9 protein-coding genes and 2 pseudogenes are annotated in these 14,274 nt (G+C 55.0%); 8 read left to right on the top strand and 3 right to left on the bottom strand.

All coding sequences use genetic code 11. The features are described from left to right. Positions 1-9: 9 nt before the first annotated feature. Together EL645_RS23450 and EL645_RS23455 are read right to left on the bottom strand one after the other, a co-directional pair. The gene (locus EL645_RS23450) at positions 10-768 is read right to left on the bottom strand and encodes a response regulator (RefSeq protein WP_126552741.1); all 759 of its coding nucleotides are present in this window, start codon (positions 766-768) and stop codon (positions 10-12) included. A gap of 4 nt (positions 769-772) precedes the next feature. Continuing rightward, complete coding sequence (locus tag EL645_RS23455) at positions 773-3,520, bottom strand: PAS domain-containing protein (protein ID WP_126552742.1); 2,748 nt, start codon at positions 3,518-3,520, stop codon at positions 773-775. A gap of 465 nt (positions 3,521-3,985) precedes the next feature. Between EL645_RS23455 and murD the strand changes: the two are divergent. From murD to EL645_RS23495, 8 genes and pseudogenes are all read left to right on the top strand, one after another. Then, positions 3,986-5,293: pseudogene (murD, locus tag EL645_RS23460) on the top strand (UDP-N-acetylmuramoyl-L-alanine--D-glutamate ligase); the annotation flags it as partial. A gap of 216 nt (positions 5,294-5,509) precedes the next feature. Beyond that, positions 5,510-6,040: a hypothetical protein gene (locus tag EL645_RS23465; protein WP_126552744.1), complete on the top strand. Its 531-nt coding sequence runs from the start codon at positions 5,510-5,512 to the stop codon at positions 6,038-6,040. Between the two features lie 144 nt (positions 6,041-6,184). Continuing rightward, complete coding sequence (locus EL645_RS23470; RefSeq protein ID WP_126552745.1) at positions 6,185-6,505, top strand: hypothetical protein; 321 nt, start codon at positions 6,185-6,187, stop codon at positions 6,503-6,505. Continuing rightward, positions 6,442-7,011, top strand: coding sequence for a sensor histidine kinase (locus tag EL645_RS23475; RefSeq protein ID WP_161977623.1), 570 nt, complete (start codon positions 6,442-6,444; stop codon positions 7,009-7,011). Before EL645_RS23470 ends, EL645_RS23475 begins: the two co-directional genes overlap by 64 nt. Then, complete coding sequence (locus tag EL645_RS23480; RefSeq protein WP_161977624.1) at positions 6,951-7,979, top strand: sensor histidine kinase; 1,029 nt, start codon at positions 6,951-6,953, stop codon at positions 7,977-7,979. Before EL645_RS23475 ends, EL645_RS23480 begins: the two co-directional genes overlap by 61 nt. A gap of 102 nt (positions 7,980-8,081) precedes the next feature. Next, positions 8,082-8,744, top strand: a complete 663-nt coding sequence (locus EL645_RS23485; RefSeq protein WP_126552748.1) for a response regulator — start codon at positions 8,082-8,084, stop codon at positions 8,742-8,744. A 740-nt stretch (positions 8,745-9,484) separates the two neighbouring features. After that, positions 9,485-11,058, top strand: a pseudogene (pckA, locus tag EL645_RS23490) (phosphoenolpyruvate carboxykinase (ATP)). 265 nt (positions 11,059-11,323) lie between these two features. Beyond that, the gene (locus EL645_RS23495; protein WP_126552749.1) at positions 11,324-12,676 is read left to right on the top strand and encodes a M20/M25/M40 family metallo-hydrolase; all 1,353 of its coding nucleotides are present in this window, start codon (positions 11,324-11,326) and stop codon (positions 12,674-12,676) included. 277 nt (positions 12,677-12,953) lie between these two features. Here EL645_RS23495 and EL645_RS23500 read toward each other — a convergent pair whose 3' ends face one another. After that, entirely contained in the window at positions 12,954-14,243 is a 1,290-nt protein-coding gene (locus EL645_RS23500) for a helix-turn-helix transcriptional regulator (RefSeq protein WP_246035450.1), read from the bottom strand. Positions 14,244-14,274: the final 31 nt, after the last annotated feature.

A 14,274-nucleotide genomic window follows, 5' to 3' on the forward strand; every position in this document is an offset into this window, starting at 1 on the left:
CTGATCGGTTCAGGTCAGGCTTTTTTCGGTGTCGGGTGGGGGAACATAGTAGCCGACCCCGAGTTCGTTGCGTAAGAAGCGTGGCTGCGAGGGATCGGGCTCCAGCTTGCGGCGCAGATGGCGCATAAAAGTACGCAGGTAGGTGTTCTCGCCGCTGTAGTCCGGTCCCCAGACGCGCTGGAGAAGTTCGCGATGCGTGAGGACCTTGCCGGCGTTGCGTGTGAGCTCGCAGAGCAGATCATACTCAGTGGGAGTGAGGTGGACATCGTTGCCGCCTGAGCTGACATGGCGGTGGGCGAAATCGACGATCAGGCCGTTCTCGCCGCCGCAGCGGTAGAGTGGGCGCTGACCTTCTTTGTTGCTGGCGCTATTGCGCAGCCGCTCGGTCTCCTCTGCCCGTCTGAGTGCGACGCGAACACGGGCCAGGAGCTCATTGATGCTAAACGGTTTGGTCAGGTAATCATCGGCCCCCACGTCGAGGGCCTTGATCTTTACAGGCTCTTCATCATGGGCCGAGAGTACAATCACTGGCGCCGGGCTCCACTCGCGGAAGCGACGCAGAAAGCTCAGTCCATCCAGCGAGGGCAGGGAGAGATCCAGCAAGACCAGTTGCGGTTGAAAGATGGCCGCCATATCCACAGCCTGTGCGCCATCGCGGACCGTCTGGCAGTGATAGCCACGGGCCTTGAGTTGCGCGAGCAGGAACGTGCGCATCTGTGGATCATCTTCGACGCAAAGGATGCGTATCTTTTTATCTGTAGTCGACATGTCTTTACTCTCCCTTGGTGAGTGCGGTGCCTGGTGGCTCGGTGGGGCGCGTGAGCCTGCGCTTGCCCTTAAAGATAGGTAGCGTAAAAGCGAAAGTAGCGCCATGGCCCGGGCTGCTGGCCAATTCAAGCTGACTACCATGTGCTTCAATGATACCACGGCTGATATAGAGGCCCAATCCACTCGCCGGACTCCAGCGCGTAGCCTTCTGACGGCGCGCCGGCTCGGGTTGTCCTGGTCTATCAACCGAGGGGCGATTTAAGGCGGCGAAGGTACTGAAACGCGTGAACAGGGCCGTCTGCTGCTCCTGGCTGATGCCGGGCCCATGGTCAATGACGCTAATTCTAACGCTTTGTGCTTTCTGTTTTTGCCCATCCTGGATCGGTTCGACCAGCAACTGGACGGCGTCTCCATCAGGTGCATAGCGAAAGGCGTTGCTGAGCAGGTTGGTGAGTACGCTGATGATCAGCTCATAATCACCATGGACGGCGGGAAGCTGTTCTGGCACCTGGATCTGCAGTGTGCGGTGGGACGAGTTGATAAGGGCCTCCAGGCGCTCCTGGACATCTTCAAACAATTCTGGCAGTAGGATGGGCTCGCGCTCCAGGCGTAGGGCCCCGGCTTCGACGCGCGAAGCATCCAGGAAGTGGTTGATCATGCCAACCAGGCGATCAACCTGCTGATCGGCGGTCTGCAGATAGTCGAGCTGCGCTTCGTTGGTCCAGTGCAGGTCGGGGGCCAGCAGCGCGCTCAAATGGGCCCGAATATTGGCCAGCGGGGTCTTCAACTCATGGGCCATGGTGGTAAAGAAATCCTCGCGCGCACGCTCCAGCAGCTTGATGCGGCTGATTTCTTGCAACACCAGAATCGCGCTTTCGATGCTCCCATCCAGCGCCCTCAGCGGGGCCGCGTTTAGTAGCAGGTAGATGGTCTGTCCATCGCTAGTTTGTATATGCAGCTCGGCTTCGTTACTCTCACCCTGCATGAGTGCGATAGCAAGTGGATGTTCCTCATAGGGAACCAGGGAGCCGGAAGGGCCCAGCATCGGCAGCGCCTGTAAGAGCTGGGCGCAATCCTGGTTGATGGCCCGTAGCACGGCCTCCTCAGGATCATTGGCCGGCGCCAGTGGCGCTCCCAGGCGTTGTAGCAGCTCGACTGCCTGGCGGTTGATAACCGAGATATGTTTGTTCTCGGCTGCTACCAGGATCACTCCGATTGGCAAGCGTTCGAGCAGCACAGTCATGCGGGCACTGGTGATGGCCTGGGCCTCCTGGGCCTCTTGCAGGGCCTGGTTGCGCTGTTTCAGTTCAGTGGTACGGGCGATAACCTGTGCCTCGATGCGTTCGCGGTCGGCGACCTGCTCAGTGACATCGTGATAGATCACAATAAACGCAAAGATGTCGCCCAGTTCATCCCGAATGGGGGTATAGGAGGTCTGGATGGTATAAGCCCTGCCGTTGGCGCCGGTTAGCTTGATCTCATCACTATTGCCCGCCAGGGCCCGCTGTTCCAGTTCCTCAATCACATTGTCGTAACTCCATGGGATCTGCTGCCAGCGAACGTCGCTCTGTTCGAATGCCTCGCGCAGTCCCTGCCCAAGCACATTTTCATTCCAGCCCATCAGGTCGCGCGCGGCCTGGTTGACATCGGCGATGCGCCAGCGAGGATCAAAAATAATCACCCCATCTGGCATGGCCTGCATGATGTTTTCCTTCTGGCGCACATTGCGGCTAGCGGTCCTGGCCAGGCGGTCGATGCGACGGAATAGACGTGCATTCTGGATGGCTAGCCCCGCCTGCTGGGCAAATTGTTCGAGCAGCGACACCTCTTCCGCTGGAAAGCCACGGGCGCGCAAGTGATACACCTCTATCACACCGAAGACGGTGCGGCTGCTGTTATTGGCCTCTGCCTGGCTGCGTGGATCATCGGTATGGGGCTCAAAAATCGGGACACAGAGGACCGAACCGGGGCGGTGCGGCTCTCCCAGGTGGTTCAGGTAAGGGAAGTTATATTGAGGTGTGGTACTGGTGTCCGTGATGATGCGTGTGCGATGCTGGCGCGTCACCGTTTCGAGCAAGATCTTTTCATCTAAGGTTGCCTGCCAGTTCTGGGAGACCTCATGCAGCCCCAGTTGAGCAACTACACGGGCCGTTTGTGGGGTATCGCTCTTCTCGGGAATACCCTCCTCTAGATCGGCCAGGCGCGGCTCGATGGCTGGTACCGAGTTATCCAGCAAAATGATGGCACAGCGCTTGGAGCCAAAGGTCTCCTGTAGCACGCTTAAAATGCGTTCCAGGACCAATGGTAGTGAGCTTGGGCCTGCCAGGGCGGATGATATGGCGTGTACGGCCTGGATGTGCAATTGGGCTCGTACAGCATCTGTGATATCCTGCAGTGTCACCAGTAATTGACCAGGCTGTCCACTGACCCTATGTTCTTCGATCACGATGCGCCAATAAGTGCGGCCGCGAATCTCTAGAAAGCCCTCAAATGGCACCTCAGCCAGCTCTATGCGCTTGCCGTTCGTTGCCACTTGCTGCAATAGGGGCAGAATCGCAGTATGGACCGTACCGGGTAGCAGCTCTGCGGCGGTGCGGCCAATGATCTCTGCTTGCTGCCAGAAGGCGGCCAGCAATGTTTGCAGGTAGGGATTGATATAGCGAATGCGGAAGTCGCTGCTATCCAGCAGCACCACACCAATCGACAAGGTGTCCAGGATATATTCGAGTTGTTCACTGTTTCCAGAATCCATCTCTATCCTATTTCTAAATACCTATCGTGGTATCATTTGTCGTAATTTTAAGACATTGATGTATGCTGGTTGCGCTATCTTTCTAGTTGAAATATCAAGGGGCAATAAACTATGTCTTAGCCTTTTATATAGATTGCCTATAAATGATAGCGCCCTCTATATATTATATAAAAATTTTGCATCAAAAGCATGATCGCCGTTTTCAGGGTCTAAAACTATTATACCTGGTTTTTTTATTACTGTCTTTGTGGTTTTTTGGTTTTTTGTGCTGCCGTTCGGCGGCACAAAAAAAGAAAAAGGGCGTTAGGGGCACTGCCCCTAAACCCCAACTGTTTGTATCCAGGCTCAAATTCTGCTATTATGCCATTCGAGAGTATGGCTTTTTAATGTGAAATCTGTGGAAATTGAGGTCTCTAAGATGGATTTACGTGGGAAACGAGTTCTGGTGATGGGGTTGGGCTCCAGGGATCGGGGATGGCGTCGGCGCGCTATGCGGCCCAGCAGGGGGCGCTGGTGCGGGTGACGGATATGAAGTCGCCGGAGGTGCTGGCTCCCAGTGTGCAGGCCCTGGCCGGTCTGCCGATCGAGTTTATCCTGGGAGAACATCGGGAAGAGGATTTTCGCTGGGCGGAGATCGTGATTCGCAATCCTGGTGTCCCCTGGACGTCGCCGTATATCCGCCTGGCTCAAGAACATGGGGCACGCATCGAGATGGAGATCGCGCTCTTCTTGCTGGCCTGTCCGGGGCGTGTGATTGGTATCACGGGGACGCGTGGCAAGACTACGACTGCCAGCCTGATCTATGAGATCCTGCGTGCCAGCGGCGCCCATACGCTGATTGGTGGTAACGTTGCTGGTGTGGAGACGCTTTCGCTGCTGCCACAAATTACCCCGGAGACGCTGGTGGTGCTGGAATTGTCGAGCTGGCAACTTGAAGGGCTGGCCCCCCATAAAATCAGTCCCTCCGTTGCTGTGATGACCAATATTTATCCTGACCACCTCAATACGTACACGGGCATGGAAGATTACGCGGAGGCGAAGGCCAATATTTTCCGTCACCAGAAACCGGACGATGTGGCCGTGTTTAACTATGATAATCCCTGGACGCGCCGTTTTGGGGATGAGGCGCCCGGTCAAACCTGGTTTACCAGCCTGGAACGGGGCGGCAGCTTTGCCCGTAACTCAACGCAGGTTGATCCCTTTATCTTTATCGAGACGCCGCTGGCTGGCCGCCATAACTTAGAGAATATTTTGCTGGCCACGACTACTGCTCGCCTGCTTGGGGTCTCTGATGACGTGATTGCTGAGGCGGTGCGGCGTTTTCAGGGCGTCCCCCATCGACTTGAAGATGTGCGCGAAGTAGGCGGTGTACGCTATATCAATGACAGTGCCAGCACATCTCCGGTAGCTGGCCAGGTAGCCCTGGAGGCATTTGATGCCCCCATCGTCCTGGTGACCGGCGGCAATACCAAGCACCTACCCCTGGAAGCCTGGCCTGAGCGCATCGTCCAGCGCTGCCGAGACGTTATCTTGCTGGCGGGAAGCGGCACCGATGAGCTAGTGCCAGCGATTCAGCAGGAGGTGCAGCGCCAGGGAGCCAGCGATCCCGTACGCGGTATCTTCACTGATTACCAGCAGGCCCTCGCGGCCGCTGTCCAACTGGCCCGGCCTGGAGACGTCTTCCTCTTCTCTCCTGGCTTCACCAGCTTTGGCATGTTTCTCAACGAGTTTGACCGTGGCGATAAGTTTGTCGCCTACGTGCGCGCCCTCTAAGAGCATTGTATAGTGTGAGCTTTCTGGGAGGAAGTTGTGAGGTGTCAAACCAGCCCTCTTCCTCCCGCATTGCTTGACTATCCCGGCGTTGTCTCCCCCAAAAGAGGGAGTGAAAAATGCTGCTTCCCAGCGATGTGTTTATGCCGACATTCTACTACACTTACCTCCAGAAACACTGCGGTATATATTCGTTTATGCTAAAAGGAGAGAGTTAGAATGTCGTCATATATTATGTTAGTGCTGGTCGCAGGCATTGTAATCTATATGGTGGTGCGGCAATTTCGGGAGCAGGCAATCACGCGTAGCTGGTTCCTGGTGCTCCCCATTTTAATTGCTTATTATACATATACTAATATTGCCTCCGAGCTCAATCGGCCGCAGGCGGATATGGTTACGCTGGTCGTTTGCCTGGTTTTGGGATTAGGGGCTGGAGCTGGGATTGGCTCTTTGCGTGGGCTGTTTGCACGCTTGCGCTTTGATCGGCAGACACAGAATACGTATGCCAAGATGAGCCTGTTCAGTGGCTTGATCTGGTTGAGTGTCCTGGCTATACGGATCGTGGCGATCGTTTCATACTACCAGAATTGGGACCAGCACGCGCTGTTCTGGGCGCTATTCACGGCCGTTGGCACCACGCTTTTCATGGGAAATCTCCTGGGCGAGCGGCTGACCGTCTATCTGCGTATGCAGGTTCTCTCAACTGTTGGGGAACCTGTCGCGGCGCCGATGGAGTCTGTCCGCTGGTAGCCTGTAAACGGGTTTGGCATGTCTGAAAAAATTGGGCATGAGAAGTTTCCGCTTTTCATTCAGGGCCGTGCATAGTACTGGTAAGCGAGAAATACGCGCTTGTCTTTTTATTCTGATAGCGGCAAGAAAGAAAGGGTGAGTGTTATGGTTGGGAAAGAACATGTGGAGCTAGCACATCGGGGCGTGTCCTTACAGTTAGGGCTGAGCCATGCTTTAGTTGGCTGCATCGTGCTCGCAATCTCTGCCTGGCTGCTCTCCCTTGGCTTGCCTTTATCAGTGATCATTGGTGTGGCGATCGTCGCGGGTGGAGCTCTGGGGTGGGCGCTAACCTGGAATATTCAGCATGGCTTGTTCTTGCTGGAGCTGGCCCTGCAGCGCCTGGCTGAGGGATCTCCCTCCAATTGCAGGGTAGCCGCTGGTCTCACTGGCCATCGGGACAGTTCCAGGCGGCTTTGCAGGCGCTGAGCCAGCGTATCGAGCAACTGGCTGAGCAGGCCCGGCTGGGCAACGAGTATCGGGCCCGCTTGCGGCAGCAGGCCAGCGAAGAGGCGACCCAGGAGGAGCGCAATCGTATCGCTCGTGATCTCCATGATTCGATCAAGCAACAGATTTTTAGTATGAGTATCAGTGCCGCGGCCGCTCGGGCCCATGCGCGCGCTGGTCACCTGGCTCCCGAAGCGATGGAGGCGATTGAGGATATACAGCAGACGGCCAGGGAGGCTCAGGTAGAGATGCAGGCGTTGCTGCAGCAACTGCGCCCGGTGGCTCTGGAGCATACTACCTTGCGCGAGGCGTTGCGGATGCAGGCCGAAGCATTGGGCTATCGTACCGGGCACAGGTTCACCTTACGCTCGGTGAGCTACCGAGCGCCGACCTGTTGTCGCGCCCAATGCAAGAAGTTATATTTCGCATGGTACAGGAGGCGCTGGCCAATATCGCGCGCCACGCCCGGGCCCACGCGATCTGGGTGACCCTGCAGCAGCAAGAGCGCGTCCTACTGCTAGAGATACGCGATGATGGCCAGGGATTTGATCCCGCCACCGTGCAACGCGGCATGGGTTTAGTCAATCTCTCCGAGCGGGCCGCAGCCCTCAACGGAACCCTTACACTGGAGAGCCAGCCAGGCGCAGGCACGTCTATCTCTGTACGCATCCCTTTGTTGTCACCACCTGAGGAGCAGGCGCAGCAGCAGCAACAGATCCTGATCGTCAAGCGCGACATCGCGCGCGTTTATAGTGGTGTGCAGACGGGCGAGCTATATGCCTGGATGACTATTGCGCTGATGATCATCGGTCTGAGTTTTTACAGCTTTGGCAGCACGATCATCTTTATCTTGCTGGTGATCTTTGGCATCTGCGCTACTGCCACCGGTTTTCTGCAGGCCAATAGCGCCCTGACCAGGGTCGTATTCTATCGTGGCGTTCAGGATCTCGAAGTGCAGGATCTCCGTATCAGATTACGAGGCTGGCGTTTCTGGGCCCTGCGCCTGGCCGCCCTGGTCATCTGGTATCTCACGCAGGCCTTTAATGGCTTGCAATATCAATCAGTGGCCTGGCTACTGATTGTCCTGGCCTGTCTCTTTTTAGTGCTCTTCTCTGTCGAGCGTATCTCTACTGCCCGCCAGCGCAAGGCCTACTATGCCCTCTTGCCAGCTGCACAGGCCCAATGGGAGATCGCGCACATGCAGGCGACTTTGCGCATGCGCTTTAAGCGCTGGCTGCTAGGTTTAGGTTTCTACCTGCTCTTTACTGTCAGTATGCATAGTGTCCTCTGGCCTCCCAGAGCACCCCTGCAGATTCTGGACTATGCCGTGGGCATTGTCCTGCTGATATGGGGAGGCCTGATACTATTAGAAACACGTTACTTCCAACGTGAAATGTTGCCATTGGCCCAACTGGACCAGGTCTCCGACGCTGATATTAAGCTTCGATCTGGTTGATAAAGGTTGAAACTGGCGCCCGTGACCTGCTATGATCCTGTGGTCGCCAACGATGAGCGCTATTGAAATGCATAAAATATATCTCAAGTGGGGATAAACACTATGGCTGAGCAGATCAAGGTTGTCCTGGTAGACGACCATCGGATTGTGCGCCGTGGCTTATTGAGCTTTCTCAATGCCTTTGCTGATATTCAGGTTGTGGGCGACGCATCCAGTGGTGAGGAGGCGCTGCAGCATATTGAGCAGTGGATGCCGGATGTGGTGGTGGTGGATATGTTGATGCCGGGTGGTATGGACGGGATCGAGACTATCCGGCGCATCCAGTTACTGCTGCCCCATACCAGAATAGTGGTCCTCACCAGTTATGCCGATGATGCTCGCGTCCTGGCCGCCCTGCGTGCCGGTGCCATTGGCTATGTCCGGAAAGAGGCCGACCCCGAACTACTCCTCAGCTCGATCCGCGCCGCCGCCAAAGGGCAATCTCTGCTCGATCCCGCCATCGCGGGAGCGCTCATGCAAGAATTGCTGCTACGTGGCAACAAGCCCCAGGCTGAACTGACCGAGCGTGAGCAGACCGTCCTCCGCCAGCTCGCCCTGGGACGCACCAATCGGGAAATCGCCGAAGCCCTCACCGTCACCGAAGAGACCATCAAGACCCATGTCGGCAACATCCTCACCAAACTCCAACTCGCTCATCGCACCCAGGCCGTCATCTATGCCCTCAAAAAAGGCCTTATCTCCATCGATGAGATCGACTTGCCATAATATTTTACCCGTTGTACACTACATAATACTCCAGTAAATAAAAAAGAAATTTATTAATTATATTGTGTCTAGATAAATAAAAAATAAATAAATGCAGCCGATCTCTCCTAAAAAATTATCAGGTGGTGCGAAAAATGCGTTTAAGGCATTTTCGCACCACCTGATAAAAACAGGTCGGGGGCATCATCGCACGCACGCAATGGATATGGCAGGGGCCTATGTCCTTTAGGGGGAAAGCGGGGTGCAGGGGCGGCAGCCCCTGACGGAGCGCGAGGTGTCCTCGCCACCCACCCTCTCCGTCCTTCCCCCGGAAGGACGGAGAACCTATGGCAGCATAACAACTACCCATAAAAATCTTTATATCAGCAGTTTCTATCTAAGCTATAAATAAAACAAATACCAAAACCATAGCTGTTGAGCTGGTATTCAACTGCATAGATGGTACAATACAATCTATGAAGAGACACAATAGAACAGTTCCATGACACTATACGCACTTTAAAACATCCCAGGCCTTTTGAAAAATGTAGGTTTGAATTGAATATTCTATATATTCGAAAGTTACATAGTACGAGTATGTTTTATAGGGTGGGTTGCACATATGGCGCAGGTTTGTTAAACTAACGGTTGTTCGGGGTTGACGCGTTGAATGAAGTTCAGCGAAAGAGCTTCTTACCATTTAAAGTTGAGGGCAGCGCGATTTCATGAAAAACCCCAGAGGAGAATGTGTTATGACGATGATGATGAGCAGGAAGGCCCTTGAAGAGTACGGGTTGGTCAACCTTGGCACCATCAATTGGAATCTTTCACCTGCTGTACTGATCGAGCATGCATTGACACGGCAAGAAGGATTACTGGCGGCCAATGGAGCCTTAAGCGCTACGACTGGCGTACATACCGGGCGTTCCCCGAAAGATAAGTTTATTGTTTCCAATGAAGAGTCGACTGAGCGGATCTGGTGGGGCGAGAATAATCACCCGATGACACCTGAGACGTTTGAGATTGTGCGCAGAAGTCTGGCCGATTATTTGCAGGGTAGGGATGTCTATGTATTAGACGCAGCGGCCGGTGCTGATCCACAATACCGTATGCCGATTCAAGTTATTACCGAGCTAGCCTGGCATAATCTGTTTGCCCGTCAATTATTCTTACGTGCGACCGAGAATGATCTCACCACTGACCGTCCTGGTTTTACCATCCTATGTGTCCCTCACTTTAAAACCAATCCTCGTACCCACGGAACTCGTTCCGATGCCGCTATTATCATTGATTTTAAAGAACGCCTGGTTTTGATTGCAGGACCCAGTATGCCGGTGAGATGAAGAAGTCCATTTTTACCGTCTTGAACTTTATCCTTCCTGCCCAGGGCGTGTTGCCGATGCACTGTTCAGCTAACGTTGGTGCTGATGGCGACGTGGCGCTCTTCTTTGGCCTCTCTGGCACCGGTAAGACCAGTCTCTCGGCTGATACCAGTCGCCAGCTGGTGGGTGACGATGAGCATGGCTGGGGTGAGAATGGGGTCTTTAACTTCGAGGGTGGCTGCTACGCTAAATGCATCAACCTGTCGGAGAAATATGAGCCACAGATCTGGAACGCGGCCCGCTTTGGGTCTGTGTATGAAAATGTGGTTCTGGACCCGAAGACGCGCGTCCCCGACTATGCCGATGGCTCGCTGACAGAAAATACACGTGTGGCTTACCCGATCGATTTTATTGATAATGTGGTCACTTCCGGGATGGCCGGACATCCAAACGCCGTGATCTTTCTCTCGGCAGACTCCTTTGGTGTGTTGCCTCCAATCTCCAGGTTAACGACCGAACAGGCGATGTATTATTTCCTGTCGGGCTATACCAGCAAGCTGGCAGGTACAGAATCAGGTGTGACGACCCCGCAAGCGACGTTTAGCTCATGTTTTGGCGCGGCCTTCCTGCCAAGACGTCCAGGAGAGTATGCCAACCTGCTGCGTGAGCGCATCGAGAAGCATAATGTACGCTGCTACCTGATCAACACCGGCTGGACCGGGGGACCCTATGGGGTGGGCTCGCGCATCAATATCAACTATACACGCGCTATGGTGCGAGCTGCTATCAGCGGTGAAATCGATAAGGCTGAGATGGTGGCTGATCCAGTCTTCGGTTTCCAGGTCCCAACTTTCTGTCCCGATGTACCCAATTCGGTATTGTCGCCACGCGATACCTGGGAGGATACTGCCGCCTATGATCAACAGGCAAGCAAACTGGCTGGGCTCTTCAAAAAGAACTTCGAACAGTTTGAGATACCTGGTGATGACATTCGGCAGGCGGGTCCACGCTAGACTGACCCCTCTTTTTGCTTTGTGTTTGCGGGTAAAGTTGTCTCATGGGGAATGGTAGACAGCTTTACCCGCAAGTTATTACCATTCATTCTCTCCACCCGTTCCCTTCCGTGATGACCTGCAAGATCTCATGGTCATCTGCTTCTGACTCCACATCTATTGACCCAACCATCGCCTGTCTGGTATAACGACATCTATGTATATTCTCAAGAATTATGCATAGAAATAACACTCTATATATAGAGAATTATGGGGAGGGGTCCTAATGTCTCGTGAAGATCTGCGCCAGGCTGTGCATCAGGCCATGCCTGCGACGCTTGATGATCTGGCAACGCTTGTGCGCATCCCATCAGTGGCTGCCGAGGGTTTCTCAAAGGAGCCGGTATTGGAGGCTGCCCACGCCACCAGGGATATTTTACAGCGTGTCGGCTTTCAGGATGTGCGCCTGTTAGATATACCGACCGGCTATCCAGCTGTCTATGGTGAGATTCCTGGCCCTGCGGGAACACCAACTGTGCTGCTCTATGCTCACTATGATGTCCAGCCCGCGGGAGCGGTTGAGGCGTGGGAGACGCCGCCATTTGAGCTGACGCCCCGGCAAGATGGTCGCCTCTATGGCCGTGGGGCCGCTGATGATAAGTCTGGTATCGCGATCCATCTGGCTACCCTGCGTAGCTTTGCCGGTCAACCACCTGTCGGCCTGAAAATCATCGTCGAGGGTGAAGAGGAGTTTGGAAGCAGCCTGGAGGCCTATCTGCTCGACCATGCAGACCTGTTTCAGGCCGACGTGGTGGTGGTGGCCGATGCTGGCAATAACCGGGTGGGCGAGCCATTGTTGACCACCACGCTGCGGGGCGAGGCCTCGCTGGTGGTTGAGGTGCGCACCCTGCAGGGTCCGGTGCATAGCGGAGCCTTTGGTGGCCCGACCCCTGATGCCCTGGTGGCTTTGATTCGCATGATTGCTACCCTGCATGATGCTCCGGGGAATGTTGCCGTCACTGGTATGCAAGGCCAGTCCTGGAGTGGTACCGATATCTCGGAAGCCGAGTTCCGCTACCTGGCCGGTGTGTTGCCGGGCGTCGATCTGATGGGTACCGACTCGATTGCTACGCGTGTCTGTTCAAGCTACTCAATCAATGTCGTTGGACTGGATGCGCCCGCGGTCCAGGGATCGCGCAACGCGCTGATCGATGTGGCTCGGGCCCGAATCAGTGTCCGCGTTCCACCTGAACGCAGCGCGAAGGAGGCCCTGGAACTGTTGACCGCACATCTCAAAGTGGTTGCTCCCTGGAATGTACAGCTTGCGTTTTCCGAGCAGGAATCCGGTGAAGGCCACGCGGCCGCGACCGATGGACCAGCCTATACCGCTGCCTATCGTGCTTTGCGGGCCGCCTATGGGAAAGAGGCCTCAGAGGTCGGTAGTGGCGGCTCGATCCCCCTTATCAACGCCTTTGCCCGTGTCTTCCCACAGGCCGAAATCATCCTCTGGGGTGCGGAGGATGCCAGCGCCAACATTCATGCCCCCAACGAGAGCGTCGATCCCGCCGAACTGGAGCGCGCGGCCCTGGCCGAAGCATACTTCCTCCATGATCTCGGGACCACACAGAAGCCAGCCTAAACCTTTGCCACTATGATTGCCCGGCCGGGGCGGCCTCCGCGTTTAAAGAGGCTGCCCGGCTATACGGAGGTGTACTCAAACGCAACAGCGGCGCGTTCCTTTTTATTTATTCAGCGACCTGGGGACAGATGGGGCCGGAAAGCCCGATAATGTGTCAATAAAAAAGGGGGAGAAGTTTCTCGAACTCTCTGCTCTTTCCAGTGCTCTCCTCGAAGGAATGCGCAATGGCAGCAAACTTGCTTGAGAAACTGATCTACAGCTGGGGACAGATGTGCAGTTATGACAATTCGTCCCCACTTGTTTTCGGCGTCTGAGAGCCATCTTGTACACGTAGGCCGCGAACTCCTCGTGTTTTTGTGCGTATCCCTGGACCTGTATAGACCCATTGGCGAACACCGACCTCCAGGCCATGGGCCGCTAACGATTGCGCTAAGCCTTTGGCCTTCTTCGGTTCGTATCCATGTGCCTCGCACCAATTTACATAGGAGATCATGATGTCGCTGTTCGCTACCCACGCCCCTTCCACCCTTTTACCGCAATCTGCCAGCCATAATTCAACCGCATCTTGTCCTGATCGCCGGGTCTGTGGAAGCTGGTGGATCGCTTGGGAAGGATGTGGCCCCTGCCCCTCTTTTTGATACCACTGCGCCAGCAGTTGCTCCACTTTACGAAGCGTGTCTGTTCCCTCCAACGGGGTATACACGGTGAGTTTGAGATCTGGCGTGTCAAAGACCTGAAAGGTGAGACGTTCAAACAGCAGATGCCCCACCTGTGGATGGTTGAGCGTTTTCCGCCCTTCTTGTCCACTCCGTACTTCATGATCAGGCCACCAGGCGCGAAATTCAGGACTGGCGAGCATGAGATCATGGATCAACTCGGTCAATTGGGCGTCTCCAGGATAGCGACCACAACTGCTCCGGAATTGTGCTAAGAGCTGTCGCGCATCTTCTTCCCAATCGACGATGAATTGCCGGGACAGGGGATTGGTGAAGATGCCCCAGATGGTATTGCGTTCGCGGGGGGTGGTCATCCGGCGGTAATCGCCAAAGATTGCGCATCCGGCATCGTTCCAGGCCAGGATATCCCATCGTCTTCCTGACACAAAGGCTGGACGAGTGCCAAACTGATCAAGGAAATGTTGCAACGCTGGACTCACGATCTCGGTTTCCGGCGCAAGAGCCGGAGGTGCCTGTTGCTGGGCTAAGAGGAAGAGATGGTTCCTTTCATTCGCATCCAGGCGCAACGTCTGCACCAGGCGCTCTAAGACCTGCGTTGAAGGGGTAATAGAACGTCCCTGCTCTAACCAGGTGTACCAATCCACGCTCACCCCCACCAGTTGTGCCACTTCCGCTCGTCTGAGTCCAGGTGTTTTGCGCCTGCTTCCTCGCGGCAGTCCCACATCTTCAGGCGTAAGCCTTGCCCTGCGCGTACGCAGAAAATCTCCAAGCTCCTGTAAACGATATTCTTGCTGTTGCTGCTGGCTGACCATGCCAACCCCTTTCATCCTGGTATCTGAAAAGAACACCTCTTGAAACAGAGGAGGGGAATTCCTATGATCATTGCTCATCTTGTTCTAGGATCTCCTCTAGTATACCATC

It is taken from the genome of Dictyobacter kobayashii (genome assembly GCF_003967555.1).
Taxonomy (GTDB): Bacteria; Chloroflexota; Ktedonobacteria; order Ktedonobacterales; family Ktedonobacteraceae; genus Dictyobacter; species Dictyobacter kobayashii.

What these genes read in the sequence shown, in the direction of transcription:
- EL645_RS23450 (WP_126552741.1), bottom strand. Translation starts at nt 768, where the DNA reads ATGTCGACTACAGATAAAAAGATACGCATCCTTTGCGTCGAAGATGAT.
- EL645_RS23470 (WP_126552745.1), top strand. Translation starts at nt 6,185, where the DNA reads ATGGTTGGGAAAGAACATGTGGAGCTAGCACATCGGGGCGTGTCCTTA.
- EL645_RS23500 (WP_246035450.1), bottom strand. Translation starts at nt 14,243, where the DNA reads ATGAGCAATGATCATAGGAATTCCCCTCCTCTGTTTCAAGAGGTGTTC.
- EL645_RS23455 (WP_126552742.1), bottom strand. Translation starts at nt 3,520, where the DNA reads ATGGATTCTGGAAACAGTGAACAACTCGAATATATCCTGGACACCTTG.
- EL645_RS23495 (WP_126552749.1), top strand. Translation starts at nt 11,324, where the DNA reads ATGTCTCGTGAAGATCTGCGCCAGGCTGTGCATCAGGCCATGCCTGCG.
- EL645_RS23465 (WP_126552744.1), top strand. Translation starts at nt 5,510, where the DNA reads ATGTCGTCATATATTATGTTAGTGCTGGTCGCAGGCATTGTAATCTAT.
- EL645_RS23480 (WP_161977624.1), top strand. Translation starts at nt 6,951, where the DNA reads ATGGTACAGGAGGCGCTGGCCAATATCGCGCGCCACGCCCGGGCCCAC.
- EL645_RS23485 (WP_126552748.1), top strand. Translation starts at nt 8,082, where the DNA reads ATGGCTGAGCAGATCAAGGTTGTCCTGGTAGACGACCATCGGATTGTG.